Annotated in this window: 17 protein-coding genes and 1 tRNA gene; 7 read left to right on the forward strand and 11 right to left on the reverse strand. The window is 48.0% G+C overall.

Annotated elements, in window-relative coordinates:
• Positions 1–9: 9 nt before the first annotated feature.
• A complete protein-coding gene (locus tag F0L74_RS13505) occupies positions 10–4,176 on the reverse strand; it encodes an RHS repeat-associated core domain-containing protein (RefSeq protein WP_149838378.1) in 4,167 nt (1,388 codons plus the stop codon).
• A gap of 222 nt (positions 4,177–4,398) precedes the next feature.
• Here F0L74_RS13505 and F0L74_RS13510 point away from each other — a divergent pair.
• A tRNA-Leu gene (locus F0L74_RS13510) sits at positions 4,399–4,482 on the forward strand.
• A 309-nt stretch (positions 4,483–4,791) separates the two neighbouring features.
• Positions 4,792–5,127, forward strand: a complete 336-nt coding sequence (locus F0L74_RS13515; protein WP_149838379.1) for an antibiotic biosynthesis monooxygenase family protein — start codon at positions 4,792–4,794, stop codon at positions 5,125–5,127.
• Between the two features lie 46 nt (positions 5,128–5,173).
• On the opposite strand, the gene F0L74_RS13520 is transcribed toward F0L74_RS13515, so the two are convergent.
• Positions 5,174–5,836, reverse strand: coding sequence for a GDSL-type esterase/lipase family protein (locus F0L74_RS13520; RefSeq protein WP_149838380.1), 663 nt, complete (start codon positions 5,834–5,836; stop codon positions 5,174–5,176).
• A gap of 278 nt (positions 5,837–6,114) precedes the next feature.
• On the opposite strand from F0L74_RS13520, the gene F0L74_RS13525 reads away from it, so the two are divergent.
• From F0L74_RS13525 to F0L74_RS13545, 5 genes are all read left to right on the forward strand, one after another.
• A complete protein-coding gene (locus F0L74_RS13525; protein ID WP_188315991.1) occupies positions 6,115–6,666 on the forward strand; it encodes an RNA polymerase sigma factor in 552 nt (183 codons plus the stop codon).
• A gap of 75 nt (positions 6,667–6,741) precedes the next feature.
• Positions 6,742–7,866, forward strand: a complete 1,125-nt coding sequence (locus F0L74_RS13530; RefSeq protein WP_149838382.1) for a FecR family protein — start codon at positions 6,742–6,744, stop codon at positions 7,864–7,866.
• 219 nt (positions 7,867–8,085) lie between these two features.
• Complete coding sequence (locus F0L74_RS13535) at positions 8,086–11,412, forward strand: TonB-dependent receptor (protein ID WP_188315992.1); 3,327 nt, start codon at positions 8,086–8,088, stop codon at positions 11,410–11,412.
• A 12-nt stretch (positions 11,413–11,424) separates the two neighbouring features.
• On the forward strand, positions 11,425–12,912 hold the full coding sequence (locus F0L74_RS13540) for a RagB/SusD family nutrient uptake outer membrane protein (RefSeq protein ID WP_149838384.1): 1,488 nt from the start codon (positions 11,425–11,427) through the stop codon (positions 12,910–12,912).
• Positions 12,913–12,979: 67 nt separating this feature from the next.
• Positions 12,980–14,044 carry a DUF6528 family protein gene (locus F0L74_RS13545; RefSeq protein ID WP_149838385.1) on the forward strand — a complete coding sequence of 355 codons (1,065 nt, stop codon included), beginning with the start codon at positions 12,980–12,982 and terminating at the stop codon, positions 14,042–14,044.
• A gap of 75 nt (positions 14,045–14,119) precedes the next feature.
• On the opposite strand, the gene F0L74_RS13550 is transcribed toward F0L74_RS13545, so the two are convergent.
• The 9 genes from F0L74_RS13550 to F0L74_RS13585 form a co-directional block, all read right to left on the reverse strand.
• Entirely contained in the window at positions 14,120–14,980 is an 861-nt protein-coding gene (locus F0L74_RS13550; RefSeq protein ID WP_149838386.1) for a hypothetical protein, read from the reverse strand.
• A gap of 28 nt (positions 14,981–15,008) precedes the next feature.
• On the reverse strand, positions 15,009–16,184 hold the full coding sequence (locus tag F0L74_RS13555) for a hypothetical protein (RefSeq protein ID WP_149838387.1): 1,176 nt from the start codon (positions 16,182–16,184) through the stop codon (positions 15,009–15,011).
• 9 nt (positions 16,185–16,193) lie between these two features.
• Positions 16,194–17,504: a radical SAM/SPASM domain-containing protein gene (locus F0L74_RS13560; RefSeq protein ID WP_149838388.1), complete on the reverse strand. Its 1,311-nt coding sequence runs from the start codon at positions 17,502–17,504 to the stop codon at positions 16,194–16,196.
• 64 nt (positions 17,505–17,568) lie between these two features.
• Complete coding sequence (locus F0L74_RS13565) at positions 17,569–17,748, reverse strand: hypothetical protein (RefSeq protein WP_149838389.1); 180 nt, start codon at positions 17,746–17,748, stop codon at positions 17,569–17,571.
• Positions 17,749–17,774: 26 nt separating this feature from the next.
• Positions 17,775–17,966, reverse strand: coding sequence for a hypothetical protein (locus tag F0L74_RS13570; RefSeq protein WP_149838390.1), 192 nt, complete (start codon positions 17,964–17,966; stop codon positions 17,775–17,777).
• A 39-nt stretch (positions 17,967–18,005) separates the two neighbouring features.
• Positions 18,006–18,182, reverse strand: coding sequence for a hypothetical protein (locus tag F0L74_RS33275; protein ID WP_188315993.1), 177 nt, complete (start codon positions 18,180–18,182; stop codon positions 18,006–18,008).
• Positions 18,183–18,251: 69 nt separating this feature from the next.
• Positions 18,252–18,452: a hypothetical protein gene (locus F0L74_RS13575; RefSeq protein ID WP_149838391.1), complete on the reverse strand. Its 201-nt coding sequence runs from the start codon at positions 18,450–18,452 to the stop codon at positions 18,252–18,254.
• An 88-nt stretch (positions 18,453–18,540) separates the two neighbouring features.
• Entirely contained in the window at positions 18,541–20,937 is a 2,397-nt protein-coding gene (locus F0L74_RS13580; protein ID WP_149838392.1) for a TonB-dependent receptor, read from the reverse strand.
• A gap of 101 nt (positions 20,938–21,038) precedes the next feature.
• Positions 21,039–23,237: a peptidase domain-containing ABC transporter gene (locus F0L74_RS13585; protein WP_149838393.1), complete on the reverse strand. Its 2,199-nt coding sequence runs from the start codon at positions 23,235–23,237 to the stop codon at positions 21,039–21,041.
• Between the last annotated feature and the right edge of the window lie 159 nt (positions 23,238–23,396).

Genomic DNA, 23,396 nt, shown 5'->3' on the forward strand with positions numbered 1-23,396 from the left:
TTGTATTTTTTATTCGCATCCCCTGGTTAGCACTTCGTGCACGATCGTTCCTTTTTTATCCTCCGTGATTTTTATGGAATTGGATGGCGGATCTGATTTCAGGTGTGGCGGCACTTTCTCGTAAGGTACAAAAATAGCGTCTGTTGGATTCTTTTTGCCAATTGTAAGCGCTGCCAGCCCCCTGTTATTTAGCGTAACTATTTCACCAGAAGGCGTTTTAGTATAGGAGATCAACAGCACATTCGGGTCAAGATCTCCGCTGGCTATCGACTCTCCCACAGCACGAACAGACTGCCCTCTGATGGCGTCATGGGCCTGTGAACCGATCTCACTGAAATTAGGCGCGCACCTGTTCTGACCGAATTTTATATTATCCGGGAAGTCCGTAATCTCTCCAACTTCAAAAGGATCAAAGGACGACAGTCCTAAGATATCCACGCTGGTATTCGGATCTTTCACATAACGGTATAACCGCATACCGCCGGAAAGTCCGATGGGGTCCTGGCTGATGTAGTTACCCGTTCCCGGATCATAATGCCTGAACCTGTTATAATACAGCCCTGTCTCTTCATCCTCATACTGGCCCGGGTATCTGAATGGTACCAGGTACCTGTCTCCTTCTAACTTACGCACGTTCCCATAAATATCCAATTCGCAGGCCCACACTTTATCGCCGGTTTCATCATAGGCCTCGCAGGGCGTGCCTAAATAGTCTGCGATAATGGAGTATTGTTTACCATTAATGAGTTTGGCTGCGGGGGCAATACTGCTCTCTTCAAATACCCAGGTAGCCAGCGACTCTGGCGGCACGGGCTCCGGATGGTCCTGCACTGCCTCTCCCAGCTCGTTTATGCTGATAATGGGCCTATCCTTTGCGGGATAAGTCCATTCATGCAGTGGCACATTGCCATCCCATACAAACCGCGTTAAACGGCTCTTATGTTGTTTTTCAATACGCCGGCCCATAGCATCATAACGGAATGCTACGTGACTGCCATCCGGGCGGATCACTTTGCTGAGCATCCCGTTACCACTCCATTCATATTCCCAAACGGCCGTACCCATAGGGGCGGCGGCTACGATCTTTTTAACCAGGTTGCCTTCATCGTCATATATAAACCGGGCATCCTGCGTTTCCTGCAGTTTACCACCCGGACCGTATTTCCGGTCGCCCCGTGTTTGAGTACGGAAAAGATTACCGGCTTTGTCTGGCAGCCGGTAGTCATACTGCCCGTCTTCATATTGCGCCCAGGCCAGGTTGCCAAAGTCATCATGACCAAAGCTCACACCGCCCCTGCCCAGGGCATTAGTGATCTGTTTCAGGCGTTGGCTGGCATCCCAGCGGTACTGGCGTTGCCGGGTTACCCGATCCCCGCTGATGATAGTATGAGCGCCGGGCATACCTGCGCGGTCATAGGACCAGCCGCTTTTAATGCCACCGGGCAGTGTGCGCTCTATTTCCAGGCCCAGCAGGTTACGTTCCATATGCGCCATCCAGGGGGCGCTGCCCTCGCCTGCCTGCGCGGCTATGCCGGTAAGGTTGCCGGTAATATTCCAGGTTAGCTGTATATCTGCTCCCAGACTGCTTTTAATATGACTCCTTTTGCCCCCCTTTCCATACCGGCTGCCCACGGTATAGCCATCCTGCCATTCCTCCGTTACGCGGCCCAACATATCCCGCTGCAACCGCACGGTACTGTGCTCATTGATGGCTTCTACCAGCTGGCCGTTACGGTCGTAGCTAAAGGTCTCCCAGCTGCCATCACTATACTCCGCCCGGGTCAGGCAGCCGTTATAATCGTATTCATACTCCGTCCACCGGTTGGCGGGGCGTTGCACCCTGGTCACCTTACCTGTTGCATCCCGGCGGTAGTGCCGGGAGATACCGTCAAAGCCTGTTTCCTGTATAATATCGCCACGGCCGTTGCGGGTAAAGCGGTACATGTCGCCCTGCTCATTCACCAGGCCCATAAGCTGTTCATCCCGGTTATAGATGAAATGTACCTTTGCCTCGTTCTCCTCCCTCATTTTAAGGCTGCCTAAGGGCGTATAATCAAATTTAACGTGGTGGTGCCTGGTTCTGGCTTGTATCACGTTTTCATAAGCGTTATACTGCAACTGGATATGGTTGCCATCCGGCAGTTGTACTTCTGTTACCCTGCCCAGCACATCATACCGGAAATACTGCTCCTGTTGCAGCGGATTGGCAGCCCGGATACAGTTACCCCAGGCATCATATTCCCAGGCCGCACGTGCGCCATCCGGAAGCTTAACAGCAGCCAGGTTATCGTCTTCGTCATATTCCAGTACGGTGATCCTTTCCTGCTCATCCTCTATTTTATGCAGCTGGTTGCGACTATTATAACGGAAGATGAGAATGCTTCCATTGCTTTCAGTAATGGTATGCAACAGCCCTTTATGTATGCCGCCCTTATAATAGATATAAGTGCGGCTGCCGCCCTGCGGGTCCGTGCCCAGCGTGATGCGGTCTTCCAGGTCATACTGAAAACTGATGGTACTGCCATCTGGCTGCACAATATTGGTGCGGTTACCCCGCTCATCATAACTATAACCGGTAACATTAGCCTCTTCATCTATATCGCGATAGACCTCCGCGTCATCCGTGTATTCCGTAAACCGGGAATTGCCCAGCGGGTCCTTGATCTGTGTAACCAGGTAGTCCGGCGTGTAATAATAAGTAGTGGTTTGTCCCTGTGTATTGGTGACCTCGTTATAGCCCTCTTCCGGGTGATAGCTGATCCATCCTTCCAGGATGCCGCCATCGCCCCAGGTGTGGATACAACGGCTTTTGTTGTCATACTCCCAGTAAAAGGACTGGCTATTGCGGTCAGTTTTAGCGATCATCAGATGATCCTGATACTGGACACAGGTGGTCTGATCAAGCGCATCTGTAATGGCGTTAAGGTCTCCTGCCTCATTGTATCCATAGCGTACCAGCAAGCGTTCCTTGTCCCGGTGCCGGGCGGTTACGCTAAGCATACGTCCTTCATCGTCATTCGCTATATGCAAATGCCGCCCCGCGCTGTCAATAACCCGCAATAGATGGCCTTTACTGTTATAATGGAAACTGATCAGAAAGCCGGCCTCGTTGCGGATGGCGTGCAGACGGAATTCCGGATCCAGCGGATGCAGGCGGTGGAAATCGTAGTACAGCCGCTCCTGGTGGTCGAATAGCTGATATTCATCCAGGTCCGTGCGGCTGAGGGTTAACCGCTCCGCACGGTTATAATCGCTGTTGCCGGTATAGGGCAGGTATTCGAAAATAGCGCTGCGGCCATCGCCCAGTAGCAGGGCGGTAACGGCTTCTTCTCCCAGCTCCAGCAGGCGCAGATCGTAGCTGAAATGGGTGCCATGCCCAAGAGGGCCGTGGTGTACGCTATCACTATTCCAGGAGCGGCTCCATTTAAGCGGAATAGGCCCCGGCAGCTCAAAATCAGTACCGTCATATATAACTATACCCTGGATGAGGTCTACCGGTTCAAAACCCAGCTTACAAAGGAAGCGGCTTAGCTTATTGCTGCTGCCCATCATTTTCTGCCGCGCATGATTAAAATCCGCAATGGCCTGCTTCATCCTTTTGGATGCTTTGCCTAGTTTCTTCAGGCCTTTACCCAACCCTTTCATGAGCGCCCCAAAACCAAAGGACATCACCAGGTTGAGCAATGCGCCGGCCCAATCCGGTACATAAGGCCCACCCACCATTACCGGCTTACCAAAAGATAGGGGAATGGAAAAGGACGTAGGCAGGTACATGCTGGGAATAGGCTTGAACTTTTTCCCCGGCTGCAGGGAAAGGGGAATACCAATATCATTGCAGGTCATCAACATATGCCCGGAGGGGCTCATGAGGTTACCTTCCACCTTTACTTTTTTGCTGCCAAAGAAATTAACAGAATCATGGCCGATCATCGGCGCCAGGAGAAAGGGACCGCCCATGGGAATATGGAAAAGGATGATAAAGATACCGCTGGTATCGCTTTTACCGCGGGGCACATGGTTGATCTTTGTAGTAGCGCCCAGGAAGGGGATATAGTCCATAGGATCTACCACAAAACCAATATATGGATGCGGCAACGGGATAGGAAAACCGAATAGGATCACAATATGAATGTCGAGCCCAATGACGGGTGTAAAATGTTTGTTACTGACCAGCATGGCGTACTGATTTCGGGTTAATGAGTTAACAGGTAACGGGGTAAGGAGGACAGGCTTAGCGCCGGAAATAAGGGTTCAATATAGGACTTTTTGTGAAAATGGATAGTGTTGCCTTGTTCTTGAAAAGTTGGCCTGACGGGGATAATTGGTGCTGGGATTAAAAAAAATTTGGAATTTTGAATCTGATATTTATCTTTGCGCTCCCTGACACAAATCAAGGATGCCCAGATGGCGAAATTGGTAGACGCACTGTGTTCAGGTCGCAGCGCTCGCAAGGGTGTGCTGGTTCGAATCCAGTTCTGGGCACTAAAAGGCTTGAAATCTATGATTTTCAGGCCTTTTTTGTTTTATTGGTGCGTCAGTTTTTAGCGCTTCCTGCTACTGTAAAATGAAGACTAACTTCTTCCAGGATATCACTTCACAGCAATTATACAATCACCTCCTTTATATTCACTGGCCCCCTCATTGATCCAAATCTGGACCATTAGATCAAAAGATCAAATAGATAGCTTTAACCACAGCTATAAAATACCCGGCCCTTCGTAATAATGCGGTTTAGAATAATCTGCGTCCGAAGGACGATCAAATACTTCATTTTTAAACTATAAAAACGTTATGACAATAATTACAAAAGAGCAAAAAGCGTTGACATTAGTAAATGTATTTACCGTAGCACCTGAAAGGCAGGAAGAGCTCCTGAACTTTCTTATCCGGAATACTGACGAATTTATTTCAAAATGTCCTGGTTTTATTTCTGCGAGTTTCCACAAAGGCATTGATGGAAAAAGTGTTGTCGTATATGCGCAATATGAAAACATGGACGCATTCCAGAATATGATCAAAACAGAAGGTGGACAAAAAATGGTCGAAGAAGGAAGTAAAATTGCAACGTCGGCTCAACGCAGTTTATGTATTGTTTATGACACGAGAGATGCACAATCTAATCTATAAAGCTACCATTCTGCAGGATATACTGGTGAGACGGTCCCACACTCCCTCACCTCACAAGCACCGGCCTCACCGCCTTTTCCCAAATCGCATACCCCTCCTTATTCATATGCAACATATCCTTCACAAAAAGCTCCGGCCTGGGCCTTCCCTCTTTGTTCAACATAGGATGAAAAATATCAATAAACCGGCAGTTCTGCTCACCGTCAAAGAACTGTTTTAGCTTTTTATTCGCCGCCCCTGCAATAGCAATATATTGCTCTCTTACTGGACTAGGTTTCAAAGAAATATAGGCTATTGGTACGTTTGGTAAATGCTCCCTTATTTTTCTATACAGCAGTATGGTCCGCTGCAGGATGGTATCTGAGGTCACCGTTTCATCCGGCAGATCATTCTCTCCCACATAGATCACGATCTGTTTGGGTTTATAATCGAACACCAGCTCCGGCAGATATCTTATGATGTCATTGATAACCGTTCCGCCTACGCCACGGTTCAATACATTAAAGCTGGCAAAGTCGTGTTCAAGGTCATCCCATTTACGTATAGAAGAACTGCCGATGAACAGCACAGGGCCAACCGGCGGCTGATAGATATGATCATATTTCTTGATCGTTTGCACATCGTCCCAGAATCTTGGCTTTTCCTGCGCATTTGCGTTTAACCCTGCTGCAATGCTAAATAAGAGAAATAAAATTAGCTTGTTCTTCATAACCTATATTTTTCAAGTTGTGTTAGTTCCAGATATCTAAACACCGTTACGGTCCAATTTGGCATCATCAAAAATATGCCAGCAGGTAATATAATATATTTAAAAAATACTCAACTGCTTTTCCTTATCCAATAGGGCCACCCGGCCCGTTTAACCCAAATTTAATAATACGATAATGTTCCTTATCTTGAAGCTAAGCCGTATAGTTGGTAAACTTGCGGCCGGAATCACAGGACTTAATCAACACCAACATGCCGGATCACGGTAAAACAACAGATATGGCACTCGTTTTTCTGCTAAAGAAAAGGGACCATGCTGCCTTTACCGAAATTTACAACAGATACTGGAAAGCGCTGTTCATCCATGCATTTAAGATCCTGAAGGATGAAAATGAAGCGGCAGATGTAATACAGGACCTCTTTACCGCCATCTGGAACCAATCAGAGGAATGGCATATTGAATACAGCTTAAAGGCCTATCTGTATACCGGCGTACGCAACCGTTGTTTAAAAGCTATCGCCAAAGGCAGCCGCCGGGAAGCCTTTGTTGACGAGCTGACCTCCGCCTTTGAAGAAGGCGTAAATACCACAGATCTTACCCTCCATTCCCAGGAATTTGAACGCCGTTTAAAGCAGGAACTGCAAAAACTGCCGCCCCGGATGCAACAGGTCTATATTAAAAGCCGCGAACAGGGGCTTTCCCACAGGCAGATCGCAGATGAAATGGGTATCGCTGAAAACAGTGTCAAAACCACCATGCACCGCACTTTAAACTCTCTCCGCACAAAACTGGCGCCTTTCCTTACCCTCGTACTTTTCTTTATGAAATAATTTTTTCCCGGTTGATGTATACCAACGATTAATTAAGGGGTCTTAACTATAAACGGTACTCAAACTGTTTATACTATGGATAAAAAGGACATTGAGGCACTATTGGATAAATACATCAAAGGGACCTGTACACCGGAGGAAAAGCTACTGCTCGAAAACCTGTACGATGAAGTGCTAAAAAAGCAAACAGGCGATCCGGAGCATATAGATTACCCCAGCACCGGAGCAGCCATCTTTGATCAGCTTCCCAAACCGCAGCCCCGGTCAATTGTCAAAGTGCTGCGTTATGCAGCCGCGGCCAGTATCCTGATATGTGCGTCAGCCGCCAGCGTATTATTACTTATAAACAGGAAATCAGACAAGCGCGTTACATTGGCCCAACAACAAACGATTGTTCCCCGCGGCAATGTAGCTACGCTTACCCTATCCAACGGAAAACAAATTGCGCTGAATGATACAACTGAAGGAGAAGTGGCCACACAGTCCGGTATTCATATAGCTAAAACAAATAATGGGCAGCTCATTTACTCCGTCTCCGCAGATAATACGGGTGATGAGCCGGCGGGTTTTAATATAGCCGCCACTCCTAAAGGCGGACAGTATAAAGTGCAACTGGCGGATGGCACCATGGTGTGGTTGAACGCGGCATCCTCTTTAAAGTTCCCGGTCAGGTTTGCGGGCAAAGAGCGCGTGGTGGAACTAACGGGGGAAGCCTATTTTGAAGTGGCCCATGAGGCTGCCAGGCCATTTGTTGTAGAAACCGTCAATGAAAAAGTGCTGGTCTTAGGCACCCATTTTAACATAAATGCTTACAACGACGAGCCCATTGCAGTTACCACCTTATTAGAAGGCAGTATAAAAGTACAATCCACCTATACGGGCAAAGCGTCTGTACTTACACCCGGCGAACAGTCGCTGCTGGCCAGCAGTCAGTTCACCATACAGGCTGCGAATGTAGAAGAGGCCGTTGCGTGGAAGAATGGTTATTTCCGCTTTAATGACGAAAAGATAGCGGACATCATGAAAAAGCTGGAGCGCTGGTATAATATCGAAGTCAAATATGAAGGAAAACCATCAGAAGAACTGTTCAATGGCAAAATATCACGCTTTAAGGATATCAGCCAGGTGCTTCGGATGCTTGAAAAAACAGAAGGTATTCACTTTAAAACTGAAGGAAGGAGGGTCACCGTCATGCCATAAACACTACCAACTTATCTCGTATTCCAATAAAAAAGGTCACCACGGGTGCCACCGGGATGACCATTGACCTGGAATGTTAACAATAACACTATTAATTAACGTGAAGGATATTCCTATTGGGATGGGTCTGTCCTTCGCATATCCAGACTTCAAATGTACTCATTTTACTTTAACAAATCAGTACAGCGATTATGCTGTATACGTCAAATCGTATTGATTATGAAGCTTACCACCTTGCTAATCATTTTAACGATGCTCCAGGTTAGCGCCGCCTCATTTGCGCAAAAAGTAACCTTATCAGAAAAAAACAGCTCTTTAGAAAAAGTATTTGACAAGATCAGCACGCAAACGGGATATGATTTCCTCTTTACCAGGAAGGCCATGGAAAACACAAAACCCGTTAATATTCATGTAAAGGACGAGGAGCTGGCGGTAGTGTTGCAGAAAATTTTCGAAGGCCAACCATTGAAATACAACATGGAAGACCTGTCTATAGTGGTTACCCGGAAAGAGGCCGCTACGCCGCCGCATACATCCGCTTTTGCTGATGTTTCCGGAAAGATCATAGATGAAAAAGGCGTAGCGCTAATAGGCGCCACTATCCGGATCAAGGGCAAATCAAACGGAACGGTTTCCAACGCGGATGGCAGTTTCACCTTACAGAATGCGGCACCAGGGGATATACTGGTTATTTCCTATGCGGGGTTCGTGACGCAGGAGGTGAAGGCCAGCGATGTTTCTTCTCTGACGATCACCCTTAAAGTAGATCAAAAGAAGCTGAATGAATATGTGGTTGTAGGGTATGGCACCGTACAACGGAAAGACCTTACCGGCGCCGTGTCATCCGTCTCACCCAGGGATATTGACAATATGCCGGTTACCAGGGTAGACCAGATGCTGCAGGGCCGTGCCGCCGGTGTGGATGTTAAATCCACCAATGGCGCACCCGGGTCAGGCGCCACCATCCGGATCCGCGGCTCCCGCTCCATCACGGCTACCAACGAGCCTTTATATGTGATAGACGGGCTTATTGACGCTATTAACCTGAACACTATCAACCCGGAGGATATTGCGTCCATAGATATCTTAAAAGACGCTTCCGCCACCGCTATTTATGGCTCAAGGGCTGCTAACGGCGTGATATTGATCACTACCAAAAAAGGAGCGCCCAACCAGAACAATACAAACGTCAGCGTAATTACCGGGGTGCAAACATTGCCTAAAACACTGGACCTGATGAATGCCCGCCAATTTGCGGAGTTCATTAATGAATCCAGGATAGATCAAAACCGTGCCCCCATCTACCCCAATATCGATTCTATTATTGGCGTAGTGGGCGAAAAAGGCACCAACTGGACAGACGCTACCACCCGCCCGGCCGTTTACCAGAGCTATAATGTGTCTACTTCCGGCGGAACGGAAAAGATGACCTATTTTATCTCCGGTAACGTGATCGATCAGCAGGGCATCATCAATAATACCGGCATGAAGAAATACCAGGGCAGGGTAAACCTGAACAAAAAATTCTCTGACCGTATTGATATGGGCCTTACCATGAATGCGAGCCATTACCGTATTGACCAGGGTAATGTTAACTATGGGTCCAACTCAGGATGGGTAGGTTCTATGATCACCCTGCCTCCTACTATGCCCCTGCGTAAGCCCGATGGTACCTATGAATCCTACAACCCCATCTGGTATTCCGGCGGCATTATGGATACCCCTCCGGTAGTTGCTGAAATGACTGAAAACTATAACACCGTAAACGATCTGCAAGGTAACTTGTATCTGCAGGCGGAGATCATTAAGGGGCTTAAGCTTAAGTCAGCCATAGGTACCAGTCTTTCCAATAACAAGTCCGTCTATTTCCAGCCTTCCAATATACCCAGCAAGGTGGCAACGAACACGATGACCGCCAATGCCTCGTCCAGCATGGGCACCTCTACCTATGTATTGAATGAGAACACGCTTACGTATGACCGCAACTTTGGCGACCATCATATCAATGCGCTAGGCGGCGTTACATTTGAGCACCGTCAGAACAGCACCATGGGTATTTCCGTAACCGGCCTTACGGATGATATCATGAAGTACAACAATTTTGGCGCGGCCGCGCAAGCCAACCGCGGCATCAGCTCCCAGGCAGAGGAAAATAACCGTCAGTCTTACCTGGGCCGTGTAAATTACGATTACAAGGCACGGTATTACCTGACCATGACCGGCCGTTATGATGGCGCTTCCAATTTTGCCGCAAAGAACAAATGGGGCTTTTTCCCATCCTTTGGCGTAAAATGGAGAACCTCTGCTGAGCCTTTCTTCCAGCACTCCGCTATCAACAAAGTGGTAAATGACCTGGCCTTCCGCGCCAGCTACGGTAAATCAGGCAACCAGGGTATTAAGAACTATCAATCACTGGCTACGCTTAGCCCTAATGCGGGCAGCTATGTCTTTGGCGGCGCGCCTGCGTTAGGATATACGCAACTCATAGTAGCTAATCCTGACCTGACCTGGGAAACCTCCACACAGCTGGATATAGGCACTGAACTAAGCCTGTTTAACGGCAGATTGAACCTGGATGCGAACTATTACAGCACCAAAACAAAGAACCTCCTCCTGGAAGTGCAGATCCCGCAACAAACAGGATTTGTTTCCCGGCTGGTGAATCTTGGCAAAACGGAGTCCAAGGGTTTTGAGTTCCTGGTTTCAGGCGATGTTATCAGAACCAAAGATTTTAGCTGGAAATCCACCCTCACACTATCCACCAACACACAGAACGTACTGGATATAGGTCCGCTGGATATGATATCGCTGGATAATAACGGCTATGGCGCCAATACCAACTACCTGAAAGTAGGCGTGCCTATCGGGGCTAATTTTGGCGCAGAATATGGCGGCGTATGGCATAACCAGCAAGAAATTGACGCCGAACTGGCAAAGCCTGCCGGAGGGCGTACCCTGGTATCCCCTTCCGGGTTCTACAAACCGGGCAAACCGCGTTATGCTGATCAGAACGGGGATGGCCTGCTGAACGTGAATGATTATGTGTACCTGGGAACGCCCAACCCTAAACTCTTTGGCGGCTTTGGCAACACGTTTACCTATAAGGATCTATCCCTCGATATCTTTTTCCAGTACAACCAGGGAAATACCATGTATAACGATATCGAATTCTTTATGGGAGCAGGCGCAGAGTACACCAACCAGTTTGCCTATATGGTTAACCGGTGGACGCCGCAGAATCCCAATTCAGATATCCCGGCAGTTAACTCCCGCGATAACGTGCCCAACTCAAGATTTCTGCATGACGCATCCCTGATCCGTCTGAAATCACTGCAGCTGAGCTATAACCTGAAGCGGTTCATGCCCAGGGCTATCAAATCCGCCAGCATTTACCTGACCGGCACCAACCTGCTGCTCTTTACGAAGTATAATGGCTTTGATCCTGAGGTTAACAAAGAGAACGATAACTCTACCATCCGCGCAAAGGATGATGGTACTTACCCGAATGCCAGAACATTTGCTTTTGGGATCAATGTTGGTTTTTAAAAACACAGACTCATGAAATTAGAGAATATAGCAAAATACCTTATTGCCGGTACACTGTTGTTTTCAGTTGCCTGCACAAAAGACCTGGAAGAAAAGCCGCTAAGCATCATTTCACCGGACCAGTTCTACCAAACAGAAGCGCAATGTATCCAGGGCGTGAACGGCGTATACTCCACGCTGCCAGATATTTTTGGACAGGAAGATCTGTGGAAGTCCATTGAACAGGGAACAGACCTGATCATGTATGTGCCTACCAATGATTTTACGCAGGAATATACTTTTACCGCCGCATCGCCGGGAAACGTTACCGGTCTCTGGACCAAATGTTATAAGGCTATTTCTAATGCCAATGTAGCTACCAGTCGTATAGCGGTTGCCCCTATCTCAGATGCCATGAAGACCCGCTTAACAGGGGAAGCAAAGTACCTGCGGGCGCTTTACTACTACATCCTCGTTAATACGTTTGGCAATGTGCCACTGTGGACAAATGAAATGACCGTTGATGAAGTAAGCCAGCTGCGCCGTACAGACGCCAAAGAGGTGAGAGCGCAAATAAAGGCAGATCTGCTGGACGCTTCCAACAACCTGCCGGCCACCTGGGGTAAGAGCGATGTGGGCAGGGCTACTAAAGGCGCTGCATTAGCATTGCTGGCCAAAGTATACCTGTTTGATAAGGATTGGGGAAATGCACAAAAATATGCGCAGCAGGTAGTTGATATGGGCATATATGACCTGGTAAGCTTTGCAGATGTGTTTGATCCAAATAACAAGTTCAAAAATAATAAGGAGTCCATCTTTGAGATCCAGTTCCTGCGGGACCCTGCTGCCAATACCAATACAAAGATCAATTACTATTACACCTGGTTTATGCCGTTGAAAGACGCCAACAACAAGACATATGCCGGCGTTGATTTTGGCACTACCGTGTTGAGGGGCTATGAAAACTATTACCCTTCTGCAGTATTCGTGAATATGTTTGAAGAAGGAGACAAAAGGAAAGATGTTACATTGGCTACTACTTTTGGCGCCCAGCCATTTACCCGGTTCCTGAAGCCCAACCGCCCCTGGTTTGGCGCTAAGTTCTGGGACCTGCAGGCCAATGACCGTAACAGCGGCAAAGACCTGTATTTCCAACGGTATTCCGATGTGCTGCTGATCCTGGCAGAGGCGATGAATGAGCAGAGCAATACAGGTGGCGCGCTGCAGTGGATCAATAAGGTACGCCTGGATCATGGCGGATTAACAGAACAGTTGGCCGGCCTGGGCCAAACAGCCATCCGCCAGCAGATCATGAAAGAACGGGCTATTGAGTTTGTAGGTGAATTCCAACGTAAATGGGACCTGGACCGCTGGGGCACCCTGGTAGACGCAGTAAGATCCGTTGCGGAGGACAATCCCAAAGGCGCACAGAATGTAAAACCAACGCATGTTGTATTTCCTATTCCGGATGCCGAGATCCTCAAAAATCCTAATTTATTGCCTCAGAATGAAGGTTATTAATATTGATTGTATGCAAGCCCGGCGTTTATGCCGGGCTTGTTTTTTTAAACCCTTATATAACTATATCATGAAGCCTCTGTTTATTCTTTCTTTCGCATTGATCTTTACTAGCTGCAAACAGGAAAGTTTGGTTGGTATAAACAATCAGACCCAAACCGCCCTCCCATCTGATCAGCAAAAAGCCATGGTAGCAGCAGCTGCTGATGACTGGGTATGGACCGGTAACCAGGCCAGCAACCAAATTGAGATCTATGATCCCGCCGTTGCAGACTGGAATAGCGCCAGCGCGCTTAAATGGTCCTGGAAACCAGTGACCACGAAAGGGTATTCCCAGTATGCAGTTGACCATTGGGGCCTGCCTACGGATTTTAAAGTACGCACCGTAAGCACATGGGGCGGTAATCACCTGGTATCCTCCTGTTCAAACGGGTTGGTCACTATTGCAGCCTATCCCGCAGGCACAAAGAAATGGGCGTATAATCTTGGTTTTAACCCGCACGGCGTAGAACTGCTGCCGAATGGGAACATTGCCGTTGCAGCTACTGATAAAGACTCTGTACTGCTTTTTGCCTCTTCTACCGGAACGGATAACCTGGTGCATGCAGCGGTACGGCTTAACAAGGCACATTCTGTGTTATATGATCCCGTGGAGAATATCCTTTGGGCAACCGGAAATGATTTTGTGATCGCCATGCAGGTGGGTGGCACCAATTCCGCTCCTACTTTAACAGAGCTGCCCGCAAGAAGAGGCCTGCTGAACACCACCAGCAGCGCTAATCCTTATGGCCATGATCTGTCAAGGGATCTGGGCGATAATAATATCCTATGGATAGGTACCAACGGTGGCGCTTACTCGTATAACAAAACAACTAAAGTTTTCACTAACGGTCCTGGCGGAGCAACCGGTATCAATAAAACAATGATAAAGGCCATCAGCCGGCAGAACTCGGGTTTATTCGTGATCACCCGCCCGGATTCAGAAAAAACAACTGAATTACCGGATCCCGTGACTGATCCTACCTGGTGCACCCGTTATGTTGATTTTTACTCCAGTGCCGGCGTTTTCCAATACTACAGGACAAAAAGCGGCGCTAAATTTTACAGGGCAAAGATCTTCCGCACGCCTTATTAGAAATGTGCGTGCATGAAAAAAGGGCCGTCTTTTTCTTTTAAGACGACCCTTTTTTCTCTTTAGTTGATCGTTAAATCAGCAGGCAGCCGCATATTCCAGCATTACCTTGCGGCTGTCTGGATAAAAAGCCACATGTTCCTTGTTAAATGATGCTGCTTTTTGCCTGAAAAGGGCATGTTCTTCCCGATGGAAAAATGTAAACGCATCGATATATTCCTTCATTAACACCTCATCCGCATCTTTAGGCTGGTACTGATGTACCGCCGCTACCACCGGCCCCAGGAACATTGCGCTGTTTGTGCGCAACGCATCTCCTTTGCTAAACTTAAGTATGATCCCCAGCGTCTCGAACAGCACCTGGCAAATAAACAGGTAATTAAGCAGAGCATATTTTTCAGGATGTTTATACAACGGAACGTTCAGATCCGTGAGCTTATCTGACCGGCCGCTTAAAAGAAAAGCTACCAGGTCTGCCGCCAGGATGATCGCGTCCTTCGTTTGGCCGTAGGTAAAATACAGGCGGGCCAGGTTATGGTATTGTTGTACCCGGCCAAACAGTAAATGCTCAAACCCCTGCTGTTCCAGGGCCTTCATGGTATCCATCGCCTGCCTCACCATGATCTCGGCGGCGGCCATTTGACCCGTTTTATGCAGGTAATAGGCTTTTTTGGGCAGGTACTCATCCTGCACCACTAACCATAGATAGGTATCCGGAGATAACTCCCGGGCATAACGTTCCCCTGTCTCAAAATAATAGTTGGCCAGCCCTACCCTTCCGGCTTTGGTTTGCATAAGCCCCTTATAAAAATAGCCGCTCAGCAGGTGCAGGGTATGTTTGTCTGCTGTGGCAAGGGGTTGTACCAGTAAACCATGGAAATAAGCTTCCATGTTAGCAGATGTTTCGCTGAGTGATTTTTTGGTTGCCAGCTGGGTCATTGGAATAGCAGGTTAGCAGTGAAGAATATTATCTGAGGGACAAGCCGGCGCCGGCCGCCACCCTGGCGGACAGCTGCCGCACAAACAGGGGGCAATCTTCTATACCCATAGCCAGCTTATCTGCATGGCCCCCGCAAAGCGGCAGGTACAGGCAATCACGGCAAGGAGAGGTAGTATTGCTCAGGCGCTTTACATGATCTGTGTCATAATAGACCCTGCCCGCCTCCAGGGATGCACGGCTTAGCATATAACGGATGTCTTCCGCATCCCAGCCAAGATCTGTACGCTGCATGCTGTCCTCCATGGCGGCTCTATAATAGCGGTGCTGCGGAGCCGGCAGCCAGTTGCTTTTTACCTGGTTAACGGTCAGGAAATGCAGCAGCGGCTCCTCCTGCTCTTCCGTAATAAATTCCAGGTGTACATTCCGCTGTGCGGATAACACGCGCAAAGTGTCTACTAAATCCGGGGTCCAGCGCTCCCAATCGCCTGCTCCTGCCAGGAACACGCCATGGAGTATGGCGGGCGTTGGGCCGCCTGGCGCCTGCATTTGCTGTAACAGGGATTGTAAAGCGCTGGTAAGGCCGGATGGCTGTTGGGTATGGCTGAATACCACGTATAGTTTATTCAGGATAACAGATTGCAGCCGGGGTATGATGAGCTCTATGCATCCTTCATTGATGGCCAGCGTCTGCAGGATAAACTGGGTCTTAACGGGCGGCTGCCATGATCTTAACCAGGCATCCAGCCCTGGCAGCCAGTCCCATTCCATGGGGTGCGGCACTACCAGTAAAAGCCGTACAGTATATTTAAAGCCCTTTACGCTGCTGGGCGGCATGGCCGCCAGGGCCTGGGTGATATCCTGCTGCAGGGAGGTATAACAAAACTCCTCTCCCTTTGCCGGCGCGCGGAGCGGTATGGTAAGGGACTGATCACGTTCATCCGCTGCGCGCACCAGGTTGCGGGTAATGATAAAATCTGTTTCCGCCTCTTCATCCGGCACCAGTATTTCCATATTCAGCAATATGGCCACCAGCTTATCCGGCAGCTGTAAAAAAGCGCCTTCCTGCAAAAGGGCTAAAAAATGGCTGGAGATCCGCATTATTTTCCCCGTGCGTGTGGAGAACAGCAGGCGGTCCGCATCCGGTTTATCCCTAAAGGCCGGTATAGGGATCACCATTACGTATTTAGATAGTTTCAGTTTCATAGTACCGGATTAAGCTACTACGGTCTTGGCGTAAACAATTTTCAGGAATTTGTTTAATACCGCCTCTTTTTTGGCATGTTCGCTAAAATTATACACACAGTAGTCCTTCCCATCATGTTCCACTGCCTGCTGGGAGCATCCACCGTTGCAGATAGGCATGATAGGACAGCTCAGACAGGGCTTGTTCTTAAACTTTATATTCATCCGTTTCTCATACTTCTCATTCCAGGTAATGGAGCCATCTTCATTCAGCTGGCCTTCCTTAGCATCACTGGAAAAATTCCTGGCCGTGCATTTGAACACTTCCCCGTTATAGTTGATGGTGGCCTGGTTGCGGCGGTCTCCATAACAGGAGTTCCGCACATTATCCGGCAAACCACCGGTAACGGCATTGATACCATGTTTGTGAAAGATCTGTAAAAGCTCATCTACCCGCGTGCCCAGATCTTCCTCTTTTTCCTGCCATACTTTATGGAAAGTAACCACCAGGTTCTTCCTGAACTCTTGTTCCAGCGGTTGCAGGTCCTTAGCTACCTCTTCCAGGTCCGTAAGGGTATTCTTGGAGTAGTTGATGCGCAGTGTTATATGAAAGCCCGCCCGGCAAAGTTTAATTACATTTGCTACGATCTCGTCATAGGAGCCTCTGTTAGCGCTTACATAGCGCACGGTATTATGCATTGCCTTGTTGCCGTCCAGGGTGATCTGGAAGCTCATGATATTGTACAGCTTAAACCGTTCGATCATTCTATCATTGATCAGGAATGCATTGGTGGTAAAGCTGGAAGCGAATTCCACGTTACGTTCCTTACATAATTGCGTGGTATAGGACAGCAGCGGATCGATCACTTTATCGAAATACAGCAGCGGCTCACCGCCAAACCAGTCTACATGTAATGTCTTTAGTTCTGGTTTGTTCTGTAGTACGGAGGTGATGTGTTTCTTTACATTGTCCAGTGTGGGCTCCGTCATCTTGGAGTCTTTGATATGGGTCTCATAACAATACCAGCACTTGAAATTACAATTCATGGTAGGGTTAATGATCAGGTGGTAGAAGGTCTCATTACTATCCACGCTCTCGCTGATCTTTCTTACCTTATCCACCTCGTCCACTGCATCTTCAACAATAAATCCTTTTTCCCATAGTACTTTATAGAATTTGGGGTGATAGGCAGACAGTCCCTCTACGTCTGCCTCTGCCTTGGCAGCATCCATCAGCTGCTGCAGCATAGGCTCAACCAGCAGGAACTGATTACTGAAAGCGTTATACAACACAACTTTATCCTGGTAGGGAATGATGTTATTAAACTGGCTGAACTTCATAGCAACGGGGTTTATTTTGGTCAAAAAAGGAAATACAGGATAGGGCAATGCCCTATCCTGCCAATCAGGCGCCGCATTGGCTTTGATTGGTAATCTTGCAGCTGATGCCGTTGATCTCGCTGCCCGGATCTGTGAACTGCTCCTGATCAATTTCAGAAAAGCCGCCTTCGATCTGGCCTAATTCATTTTCCTGCAGGGGATCTACCTGGGGAGTTACGGGTGCGTCCTTTTTGGGTGCTGACATGTTGTGTGGGTTTTAAGGATTAAATATTATTTAGTGCTTTCTGTGGTTTTACCGCATTGGCTTTCATTGGTGGTAGAACAACCGATGCCGTTGAATTCGCTCTGGTCCTGGGTGAAGTCCTGGCTGATCTCAGAGAAACCGCCTTCGATCTGGCCCATTTCATTCTCCTTCAGGGGCTCTACCAGCGGAGTAGATTTGCTGTCTTTGGGTACTGACATGTTGATGTAGTTTTAGGATGATTAATTATAAATGAGTTGTTAAGCGCAATGGCTTTCGTTAGTCACTTTGCAGCTGATACCATTGATCTCGCTGCCTGGTTCTGTGAACTGCTCCTGATCGATCTCAGAAAAACCGCCTTCGATCTGGCCTAATTCATTTTCTTTCAAAGGGTCTACCTGGGGAGTTACAGGGGTGCTCTTTTTGGGTGTGGACATGCTGGGTAAGTTTTTTAACTAAAAGCCTACTCTGGTAAGGGTTTTCGGCATCCCCCTGTAGAAAATATCCTATTCAGTGGTTGCGCCGCAGCCAGACTTATTGGTCGTTTTACAGCTAATGCCGTTGAATGCGGATTCCTGCTCATCCTCTATCTGGGAAATTTCGGAAAAGCCGCCTTCAATCTGTCCCAGCTCGTCTTCTTTAAGCGGGTCTATAGCCAGTTTTTCTTTTCCTTCCTGGGGGAGTTTCCCCTTTTTGGGTGTTGACATGTTGGGTTTGTTTTTTTTGGATTAAAGCCTACTCTTGTGAAGGGTTTTCGGCATTCCCCTTTGTTGCAACAAGTTATTTTGAGATGGCTTACTTATCATTCAGCCGGTTCTTTTCATCGGTATTACTATTATCCATTTTCTTCACGGTAAATACCTTACCCATCCTGAAATTGTAGGTTAGCTGCAAGACCACGCTCTGTGTCTGCCGTTTTTCCCGGCTTGTTATATGGTAGTGATCATAGGCAATCGTGGAACGGATCACTTCAGAGTTAAACAGATCATTCATGGCTACTTTGGCGGTAAGCCGGTCTTTCCAGAAGGATTTCTGCAGCCCTGCGTCCAGGCGGAAATACCCGTCTATGACAATATTACCCTGCGTGAACTTTGACAGGTACAGCGCGGTCATGTTCAGTTTCAACCCGCCGGGCAGCTTAAAGTTCTGGTCCGATTGCAGCTCCACGCTGGGCTGGCTGTTCTGAAAATCCTGGTATCGGTATTTCACCACGCCATATACCAGCTCATTGGTCATAGACCACCATTTAGACACCGTAATAGGTACATACAGCACGGCACTGTAGGCATGGCGGGTATCCAGGTTCTGCGGGGTATACCGGATGGCCATGCTGTCGCCCTGGCGGCCGGGCAGCATGATCGTCTGTATCACATCACTCACCTGCTGGTATACAAATGCCAGCTGGTACCGGTTATGATAAGTATATCCCAGCTGTAAAGAATGCGCATACTGCGGGCGCAGATCAGGATTACCCTCCTGGGTAGTATAATTATCAACGTACACTACAAAGGGGTTCAGCTGGCGGTATGAGGGCCGGTAGATCCTCCTGGCGTATGACAGCGAGAAATAGTCATCCTGTTTGTTCAGCACTTTTTGCACATTGAGGCTGGGGAACCAATCCAGGTAATTCTTCTTAGTGCGCTTATCCATGTTCACCAGAAGACCGTCCGTGGCGGTATACTCTGCGCGTAAACCCAGCTGCACCGCGGTCTTGAATATGTTGCCCTTGTAGCTTACAAATCCTGCATAGATACTTTCCCGGTAGTTGAACTGGTAACTCCGCGCCTGATCAGTTGTCCACCACCCTTCCTTATAGTTCTCAAACAGGGCGCTATTGTCAATGCTGGTATTTACCAGCTTTCCACCCAGGGTAAGCGCAGCTGATTTTGACAGGGGCCGGGTAAACTTTACATCTGCCGTATAGATCTTTGATAACGCGGGTATGGTATTACGGTACGAGGTATCCTTGACTATATTGGTGATCTCATCATAGTAATCCGTTGCCGCGTCGTTGATCCGGGATATATCGCTTTTGGTGTAATCTGCTAAGATGACCAGTTTTGTCCCGATGGAATCCAGCTTCAGGTTGTAGTTGAGCCCCAGGTTCTCATAACGGTTATCGCTGGACTGCGGAAAACTGCCCCGCAATAACACCTGGTCATTCTTTTCTCCTGATATGGCCGTTGTGCTTTGTGAAGGCGCGGCCAGCGACCTGCTGGAGCGGGAGTATTCAAGGGCCAGGTATTGCCGGCTGCTGATATCGTACACGCCCCCTATCCGGTAACGGTAGCCGGAATAATCTGGCTTGCCGGCGGCGCTATAATTATAGCTATAACCTGCTTTATCATACGCCCGAGATGCAGACTGCTCATTGTATCCTTTCTCCCAGCTCCGGTTATAGCTACCAAAAAAAGACAGTTTATCCTGCTTATAGTTCAGCTGCCCGCCTTCGTTAAAACTGGCATAACGCCCCTGCTCGTAGCTGCTGGTCAGGAAACCGTTGAGGCCATCCTGTCTTTGTTTTTTGTATACAATGTTTATCAGGCCACTGCCGGATGCATCATATTCTGCCGGCGGGTTGGGGATCACTTCAATGCTGGCTATTTCGCTTGCTTTCAGGTTGCTGAGAAAATTCACCAGCTCATCCCCGGTTAACTGGAGCAATTTACCATTCAGCATCACCCGTGCATTACCCATACCGTTTATGCTGATGTTCTCTCCCATCACAAATACGCCCGGCACCATCTTAAACAGTTCCAGGGAAGATTTACCGGCGGCTAGTGGGTTGTCTTCCACATTCATTACGATCCGGTCAATCTTGCGGCTTATCAGCGGCTGGTTGCCGGCTACTACCACTTCTTTCAGGTTGCCTGTTTTCCGCTTCAGTATGATCTTGCCCAGATCCAGGTTGCCGGCGGCGGTGATGGTCTGATCCAGGATCTCGTAATTTAACTGGAAAACCTTTAGTACAAATATGCCCTCTTTATTTACCGCTAATGAAAAGACCCCGTTCTCTGCGGCGGTAGCCTGCGCTACGGGAGTGGTGGTGTTGTTACCGGCAAATAGTACGGCGGTAGCGAATCCAACAGGGTTACCAGCTTCATCCACGATGGTACCCTTAATATTATTTTGCTGGGCGTTAACAACAATGGAGAAAAGCAGCGTTACTATATGGAGGATGAATCTTTTCATACGGGAGGGTTTGGACTACATTATCTAAATTCTATTTTCGGCACAGGTATTCAAAAATTATTAGACAAAATGACCAGCATACGCGACAAAAGATACCCGGTTCAACTACCTAGCTCCAGCTGGTTCTTTATAAGATGATAGTAATGCCCTTGCAGCTGCACTAATTCATGGTGTTTTCCTTGCTCTACTATTTCACCTTTATGCAGCACTACAATATTATCCGCGTTTTTAACGGTGCTTAAACGATGGGCTGCCACCACTACCGTTTTGCCTTTACAGAAATCGTTGAGGTGCTGGATGATCATTTTCTCGTTATTAGCGTCCAGCGCACTGGTGGCCTCATCCAGGAAAATATATTCGGGGTTCTTATATACTACGCGGGCGATGAGTATGCGCTGTTTCTGTCCGCCGCTGATGCCTTTCCCATCTGCCCCTATCTTGGTATTTAATCCCAACGGCAGGTCGCTTACAAACTGATGCAGGTTAGCTACGGTAAGGGCATTATCGATCTTATCCGGGTCCGGGTGCTCATCACCCATGATGATATTACCGGCGATGGTATCCGAAAAAATAAACCCATCCTGCATAACAATTCCACATTGATTGCGCCAGTACTTCGGACTGATATTCCGGAAATCCATATCATTCCCTATCAGGATCCTGCCTTCGTTGGGGGCATATGTTTTCAGCAACAGTTTAAATAAAGTGGTCTTACCGCTTCCACTGGTACCTACAATGGCCGTGGTACAACCCTGGAGAATGGTCATGTTGATATTCTTCAGGATAAGCTGGTTACCGGCGCCGGGGTAAGCAAATGATACATCGCTAAAGCGGACGGTCCTGGAAACAGGCAGATAGCCGTGTAAATTCATCTCTGGCCTTTCTTCCTCATCCAGAATATGGATCTGGCCCAGCCGTTCAATACTGATCCGGGCATCCTGCATTACCTGGAGAAAGCCCGCCATTTGCATAATAGGGCTGTTCATCTGGCCGATGATGAACTGTATGGCCATCATATCGCCTATGCTTAATTTGCCATGCAATACAGCGGTGGCGGCCAGGAAAATGATAATGATGTCTTTTGTCTGGTTGATGAACAGCGCGCCCAGCTGCTGATACTGGTTCAACGACAGGCTTCTCAGATTAAGCCGGAACAGTTTGGCCTGCACCCTTTCCCAATCCCAGATCTTTTGCGTGCCATTATCATTGATCTTTATTTCATGGATGCCGTTAATGATCTGCAGGGTTTTTGCCTGGTTCTGCGCCCTTGTCTCAAAACGTTTAAAGTCCAGCTGTTTCCGCTTATTCAGGAAAACGATGAGCCACAGGAAATAAATAGCGCTGCCTGCAAAGAATATACAAAAGATACTGACGCTGTAATGCAGCAGGATACCGCTAAATACAGACAGCGTAAGCAAAGAGAACAGCGTATTAAGGGAGCTGCCGGTAAGCAGCGCTTCGATCCGTTTGTGATCTTCTATCCTTTGCAGCAGATCCCCCGTTAGCTTGGTATCAAAAAAAGACAGGGGCAGCTTCATGAGCTTATGCAGGAAATCAGACAACACCGTTATATTGATACGGCTGGTGATATGCAGCAGCACCCAGCCCCTTACCAGGTCAATAAAGAACTGGCCGGCAGTCAATACCAGCTGGCCGGCAAGGATCAGGTATATAAAGCGCAGGTTATTATTTTCTATGCCAATATCAATGATGCCTTTGGTAAGGAAAGGGAATATCAACGAAATAACACTGCCCGCCAGGATGCCCAGGCATAGCTGGATGACCAGCTTTTTATAATGCCATACATGGTCCCACAGATACTTTAATCCCAGCCCTTTCCTGGGCGCCTCATCCTCCCGGCGGTAAAATACAGGCGTAGGCTCCAGGTGCAGTATCACCCCTACTGCTTTCTGGCCCTGGTAGGTATAGGCCCAGTTCTCCAGGAATTCGTCCCGGGAATATTTCACCAATCCCGATGCCGGGTCTGACACATACACCCTGTTGCCGCTTACTTTGTATACTACCACAAAATGATTCCTGCGCCAGTGTGCAATACAGGGCAGCACCGCATTGTCAGACATCTTATCAAATGTAACTTTACCGCCCACGGCCCTTATGCCCATGGATTCCGCCGCTTTCGAAATACCCAGCAGCGATACCCCTGTTTTGCCAATATCAGATAACTTGCGGATGTTTTCAATGTTTAACAGTTTACCATAGTATTTGCTGATGATCATTAAACAAGTTGGCCCGCAATCCATCATGTCATGTTGCTTATAATGCGGAAAGTTCAATAACATGTGGGGTGGATTTTAAAAAAGTTTGCTATTTGTTTGACTTTTTCTTATAATTTAGTTGTTAAAACAACCAAAATTTAACGCAACCCGAAATTCCCTTCGACGAATGTCATTAAGTTTTAGACGTAAAACCCTTCCGGGCCCATCCCAACCCGGTCAAAA

This window comes from Chitinophaga agrisoli, from assembly GCF_008386695.1.
GTDB lineage: Bacteria > Bacteroidota > Bacteroidia > Chitinophagales > Chitinophagaceae > Chitinophaga > Chitinophaga agrisoli.

Coding starts and splice junctions, on each gene's coding strand:
- F0L74_RS13545 (WP_149838385.1), top strand. CDS start 12,980: ATGAAGCCTCTGTTTATTCTTTCTTTCGCATTGATCTTTACTAGCTGC.
- F0L74_RS13565 (WP_149838389.1), bottom strand. CDS start 17,748: ATGTCAGCACCCAAAAAGGACGCACCCGTAACTCCCCAGGTAGATCCC.
- F0L74_RS13525 (WP_188315991.1), top strand. CDS start 6,115: ATGGCACTCGTTTTTCTGCTAAAGAAAAGGGACCATGCTGCCTTTACC.
- F0L74_RS13585 (WP_149838393.1), bottom strand. CDS start 23,237: ATGTTATTGAACTTTCCGCATTATAAGCAACATGACATGATGGATTGC.
- F0L74_RS13535 (WP_188315992.1), top strand. CDS start 8,086: ATGAAGCTTACCACCTTGCTAATCATTTTAACGATGCTCCAGGTTAGC.
- F0L74_RS13555 (WP_149838387.1), bottom strand. CDS start 16,184: ATGAAACTGAAACTATCTAAATACGTAATGGTGATCCCTATACCGGCC.
- F0L74_RS13520 (WP_149838380.1), bottom strand. CDS start 5,836: ATGAAGAACAAGCTAATTTTATTTCTCTTATTTAGCATTGCAGCAGGG.
- F0L74_RS13550 (WP_149838386.1), bottom strand. CDS start 14,980: ATGACCCAGCTGGCAACCAAAAAATCACTCAGCGAAACATCTGCTAAC.
- F0L74_RS13580 (WP_149838392.1), bottom strand. CDS start 20,937: ATGAAAAGATTCATCCTCCATATAGTAACGCTGCTTTTCTCCATTGTT.
- F0L74_RS33275 (WP_188315993.1), bottom strand. CDS start 18,182: ATGTCCACACCCAAAAAGAGCACCCCTGTAACTCCCCAGGTAGACCCT.
- F0L74_RS13575 (WP_149838391.1), bottom strand. CDS start 18,452: ATGTCAACACCCAAAAAGGGGAAACTCCCCCAGGAAGGAAAAGAAAAA.
- F0L74_RS13505 (WP_149838378.1), bottom strand. CDS start 4,176: ATGCTGGTCAGTAACAAACATTTTACACCCGTCATTGGGCTCGACATT.
- F0L74_RS13530 (WP_149838382.1), top strand. CDS start 6,742: ATGGATAAAAAGGACATTGAGGCACTATTGGATAAATACATCAAAGGG.
- F0L74_RS13540 (WP_149838384.1), top strand. CDS start 11,425: ATGAAATTAGAGAATATAGCAAAATACCTTATTGCCGGTACACTGTTG.
- F0L74_RS13515 (WP_149838379.1), top strand. CDS start 4,792: ATGACAATAATTACAAAAGAGCAAAAAGCGTTGACATTAGTAAATGTA.
- F0L74_RS13570 (WP_149838390.1), bottom strand. CDS start 17,966: ATGTCAGTACCCAAAGACAGCAAATCTACTCCGCTGGTAGAGCCCCTG.
- F0L74_RS13560 (WP_149838388.1), bottom strand. CDS start 17,504: ATGAAGTTCAGCCAGTTTAATAACATCATTCCCTACCAGGATAAAGTT.